Source organism: Flavobacterium sp., assembly GCF_046155325.1.
Taxonomy (GTDB): Bacteria; Bacteroidota; Bacteroidia; order Flavobacteriales; family Flavobacteriaceae; genus Flavobacterium.
Window position 1 is genome coordinate 1 of the sequence record NZ_JBJXDQ010000035.1, and the last position, 5,244, is coordinate 5,244.

5 protein-coding genes are annotated in these 5,244 nt (G+C 35.3%); all 5 read right to left on the bottom strand.

Annotation, left to right across the window (positions count from 1 at the left end; all coding sequences use genetic code 11):
• On the bottom strand, positions 1-560 hold a 560-nt coding region (locus tag ACKVOD_RS02410; RefSeq protein ID WP_409207889.1), incomplete at its 3' end, for a chondroitinase-B domain-containing protein.
• Positions 561-701: 141 nt separating this feature from the next.
• The gene (locus ACKVOD_RS02415) at positions 702-1,886 is read right to left on the bottom strand and encodes a DUF6250 domain-containing protein (protein ID WP_409207890.1); all 1,185 of its coding nucleotides are present in this window, start codon (positions 1,884-1,886) and stop codon (positions 702-704) included.
• Positions 1,887-2,032: 146 nt separating this feature from the next.
• Positions 2,033-3,169 (bottom strand): formylglycine-generating enzyme family protein, encoded by a 1,137-nt coding sequence (locus ACKVOD_RS02420; protein ID WP_409207891.1) that lies wholly within the window; start codon positions 3,167-3,169, stop codon positions 2,033-2,035.
• Between the two features lie 67 nt (positions 3,170-3,236).
• Entirely contained in the window at positions 3,237-4,865 is a 1,629-nt protein-coding gene (locus ACKVOD_RS02425; RefSeq protein ID WP_409207892.1) for a sulfatase, read from the bottom strand.
• A gap of 200 nt (positions 4,866-5,065) precedes the next feature.
• Positions 5,066-5,236: a T9SS type A sorting domain-containing protein gene (locus ACKVOD_RS02430; RefSeq protein WP_409207893.1), complete on the bottom strand. Its 171-nt coding sequence runs from the start codon at positions 5,234-5,236 to the stop codon at positions 5,066-5,068.
• Positions 5,237-5,244 lie beyond the last annotated feature (8 nt).

Below are 5,244 nucleotides of genomic sequence, written 5' to 3' on the forward strand. Positions count from 1 at the left end.
TCCCCGTTTTGTACCACAGGTTGCTTGTTACTTTTTCCGGTAAAATAGCAATGATCCATTCTATTGTGACTTCCATCAAAAAGTACCCAATAATATTCCGTATTAAAATCGGCTGGATTATAATCAATTATAGCCGAATTGGTAAGTCGGCAATTATCTGAATTAAAAAGTACAACGGCTGCATCCTTTTTGGTAATGGTTCCCTTTTGGAACAAAAGTCCATCAACAACTAGATTGGGTTTTGAAAAAATTAGTCTGGAACCTCCGTTTAATATAACTTTTCCGGGAGTTTGGGCACGCAAGGTTATGGGTTCTGAGGCGCTGGAAATGGACTTAAAATCAATGACTACATCGGTCCAAACACCCTCTTTCATTACAATAACATTTCCCGGACTTGCCGAAGCTATTGCCGAGTTGAGTTCTAATGAGTTGGAAACCAAGATTTCTTTATCAAGGGAATTGACTTTTTGTACTTGATGAATCGATTTAGCATTTGAACAAAAGGCTAAACAGCTAAACAAAAGTCCGACGCAGGGTATTAAAATATATTTATTTTTCATTTTTTATTTTTTGTTGTTGTAAATAAGTACTAAGTGTAATTAAGTGTCGTATTTCAAAATAGGTAGTTATTGTAATTGGCTTATTTATATAGTTTTTTACTATTTCGAGACTTTTGACTTTACGACATTAAAACTTTCGACTTACTTAGGTGTTTTAAATTCAATTATGATATTAAAAAGTAGGGTGTCTGTACTTAAGTTTTTAACGACGTGAACCATTGGCTCCGCAAATTTTACGGTATTTGGCACCTGAATTCCTTCTCCCGGAGATCCGTTGGGTTTAAATCTTGGATCGGTCAATTGTACTTTATTGAGTCGAACTACAATGCGTTGTGAATGGCTGTGAAGCTCACGAGTATCACCTGGAGCAAGTCTTTCTTCAAAAACCCGAAACAAATCATCTTCATAAACAATTTTGTTTTTTAGCGGTTCGAGCCATTCTTCTGGGCCTTTGGGTTCGGGATGTTTTAGCTTAAAAGCGACTTCAAAATAATCTCCTTTTTCTATTGAATAAGACTCTTCTGGATTGAAAACTATTATTTCTCCTCTTTGCATTGTTTTTATACCTGCAGTACTTTTACATTCTAATGGAGTCAAGGATATAACAATTCTCTTGCCAAAAAGAGCGGCATCGTCTGCTGTTTTTACGGATGCATTTTTCATCACTCTGACAAAATCGTTTTCCAAAGCTATAGAGTCTTTACTCACTATCTTTGCTTCAGGCAATTGATACACTTTGAAATCCTCATAAATTTGGTGACTTATATACGTCCGAAATCCAAAATAACCTTCTTTATAAGGCGAATCATCTTGGTATTCCCAAAATAAATTATCGTTTACAAAATATTGAACGAGACCGTTGTTGACAATTATTTTTATGGCATATTTTTTATTACCTACTAACAAATGTTCTTTGTCTGTGTATTCTTTTAAAACCGCTTTTTGTCCTTTGCCTGTGTATTTTCTAAAACGAGTAGTTTCATTATCGTGTCCGCCAATACCTGCATAATACAAATGAAGATTATCATAGGATTCGAATTTTCCGCTTTGATTATTTATATTTTCAGAGGTTGGATTACTTGCCATCCAAAAAGTATTCATATCAGAAACTCGATCATTTTTTCCGCCTGCATTAACCACTGTGGCGTTGTAGGTTATCATAATATTCCCTTGTAATTTGTTTTTGTACCATACTGTTCCGCCAGCAGTAGCAATGACATCCAATTTCCCCTGACTAATTTTCATCGAAGAAGTTTCGGCTTGTTCAAATTCTGAAACCCAAAGGCCTTTATCTTTTTTAAAATTATCAGCAAAAATTACTTTCACTTTCGTTTTAGAATGCTGTTGCGCACTAACTAAACATACCTGTATAAGAAGTAAAGTCAAACATAAGAGCTGTTCTAGGTTTCTTTTTAGTGTCATATTACCATTGCATATTTAACATTATTTTTAATTGAAAATTTTATAAGCTATTACTTGTTTTGTAAGCATCTAAAACCTAAATGTTCCATTGAAGAATCAGCAGAACTTCTCATTCTGGCCGAAACCCTGTAGCCACTGCAATAGGATTCATTACACAAGAAAGAACCTCCTCTCATAACTCTTTTGGCTACCAATGGCTCGTCAGGGTCAAAACTAGCTGAAGGACCTATAGGATTGTCTGATAATTTTACATTTTCAAATTCACCATAATAGGTATTGTTATATAAATCTGCACACCATTCCCAAACGTTTCCTCCCATATCATACAATCCATAGCCGTTGGGATCAAATGATTTTGTAGGAGCAGCTCCAAAAAAACCATCGGTAACTTCATTTTTATAGGGAAAACTTCCTTGCCAATAATTACAATGTATCTTCCCTTCATCCACCTTAATATTACCCCAAGCATAGGTATTTTTGTCCAATCCGCCTCTTGCGGCATATTCCCATTCCGCCTCTGTTGGCAATCTTTTTCCCGCCCATTTACAGTAGGCATTGGCATCATCCCAACTGATGTGAACCACCGGAAGGTTTTCTTTTCCAACAATATCACTATCTTTTCCTTTTGGATGTTTCCAATTGGCATTATGTGTCCATTGCCACCATTGACTATAATCCTGTAAATTCACTTCACCTTGGGTCGGAACAAATACCAATGAAGCTGCTTTCAAGGTTTCGGCATCTGGCTTTGGTGTATCCGATGGCAATTGTTTTTTTAATTCATCCCAATCAATATCTTTCTCGGCTGTGGTAACATAACCCGTTGCTTCAGCAAATTTTGCAAATTGCGCATTGGTTACTTCGGTTACATCCATAAAAAAGCCATTCAATTTCACTTCATGTTTTGGCAATTCATCTTGACGGGCTTGGCCATTATCGCCTCCCATACTAAAGGTTCCTGCAGGAATCCAAACCATGCCTTCGGGATTTTTTACGGTAGATTTTGAAGCAAACCTTTTGGGAACTGCAGCTACGCAGCAAGATTTCACTGTAATGCCTTCCTTGGCAATTGGTGCTTTTTCATTGGTCGTTTGTTGGGCAACTTTTTCTGTTTGTCCATTTGCCAAGAAACCCAAGGTAAGAAAAACGACTAAAAAATTATTTTTCATTGTTATAAGTAATTCCATTGAGTGTGCATTTTTCCAGAATTTTTAAATGGTCTTTAAAGACACATGATCCTTTTTGGATTTCAATTTATTGTACTTGTGACTTAAAAAAGTCTAGCAATTTAGCCTTTAAATCCTTGGTAACGGATTGATATGACTCATCGTTTACCACGTTTACGGTTTCATTAGGATCTTTATCATAATCATACAATTCTGTTCCAACTATTAATTTGTCGTTGAAAGCTTGGGTACTTCTAAAATCATTTCCCAGCCAAATGGTATATCGGTATCTTTTGTCTCTCAAAGAATAGCCCATTACTTTTGAAGAAGCATACCCTTGACGCTCGGTTTCGCTTTTAGTTCCGCTTCGAGGATACTGACTAATAGAGAAATCTTTGACCGATTGAGATGATTTATCCATCAAAGGCTTAAGACTTTTCCCGTCAACTACATCCGGAATTTTTACACCAGCCAAGTCACAAATCGTTGGAAAAACGTCTACAAATTCGGAAGGGGAATTTGATGTAGTTGGTGCAATTCCAGGAGCCGAAATAATCAGAGGTGTACGAGTCGCTTGTTCAAAATTAGTGTGTTTGCACCAAAGATTATGGTCTCCCAAATGCCAACCGTGATCGCCCCAAAGTACAATTATAGTATTTTTTGTTAATCCTAAAGCATCTAATTTATCCAATACTTTACCCACTTGGGCATCCATATAAGAAATGGCAGCATAATAACCGTGAATTAATTCTTTTTGTTTGTCTATGGGCAATGTCAAACCATACTCTTTCTGGTCCGTGAAGGACACTAAAGGAGGAATATCTGTATACGCTCTTATTTCGCCTGAATTATGAAAAGCAACGTCTACACTGTTTTTAGGTTGTTCTTGAAAAGCAGCCACTGGCATATCTTCTCTTTTGTATAAATCCCAATATTTTTTAGGAGCGACAAAAGGGAGATGTGGTTTTGAAAAACCAACAGCGAAAAAGAAAGGTTGAACTTCGGATTTGAGTTTTTCCAAAATTTCTATAGCTCTCAAGGCATTGGCACCATCATTATAAGCATTGTCTGGAACATCAACACATTCAACGGCTGGTTTCACAGATTTAGAAACGTAATCTGTAATTTCTTTTTTAGACATTCCCTTTGCTTCGGCTTCAAGTCTATACTTCTCATTCAATTTTTTAGATTCTGGGGATTGATAATGTCCAGAAATAGGAGCGCCTAAATCTTTAGGATAAAAACGCTCTTCTGTTTTAAAATAATTATAATAGGGTACACTCCACGAAGGTTCGTCCAAAGCGTCATCCACACAACGAGAATCATACACTTTTCCAACTCCTTGCGTTGAATAACCTTGGGTAATTAAATGCTGTGGCAAACTCAAAATATCAGGATGAACATCACGCATTCTGGTTTTTAAATCCCAAACTCCAGTATTATCAGGACGTTTTCCGGTCATTATACTGGCTCTTGTAGGTCCACAAACAGCTTGTTGGCAATAATTGTTATTGAAAACCGTTGCCATTTTTGCCAATCGGTCAATATTGGGTGTTTTTACCAAAGTATTGCCGTAACAACCCAAAATAGGTTTTAAATCATCTACTGCAAAAAATAAAATATTAGGTTTTGATTTTTGTTGTGCTGCGAGTGGAGCAAATAGTATCATTGCGAATGCAATAATAAATAAATGGAATGCTTGATTGCTTTTATTCATTTGTTTAGTAATATTTTTATATACTATTTAATTAATACTGCTTTTAGGAACAGCTTATTTTAAAAAAGGTTTAATCGGTAAATCTATTAAATTATTTATATTTCAAAAATATAAATTACAGGCCAACTAGAAATACATATAATGGGTAAATTTGTACAACTATGAATGAGATTTTTTTTTTATAAAGAGAGTGAAAAAAACTATTTTTTTATGATAATTTTCATTGTTCTTGAGGTATTTTCTGAAATCACTTTCACGAAGTAAATTCCGTTGTTTAAATCCGAAACATTATACTGGTTAGTTTGACTTTCAAGAGCTTTTTTTTGAAAATCATCATATTTTTTCACTAATTGTCCATTTGAATTATAAATAGCAACTT

Excerpts from the sequence above, each read along its gene's own strand:
- ACKVOD_RS02425 (WP_409207892.1), bottom strand. The coding sequence starts at position 4,865 with ATGAATAAAAGCAATCAAGCATTCCATTTATTTATTATTGCATTCGCA.
- ACKVOD_RS02420 (WP_409207891.1), bottom strand. The coding sequence starts at position 3,169 with ATGGAATTACTTATAACAATGAAAAATAATTTTTTAGTCGTTTTTCTT.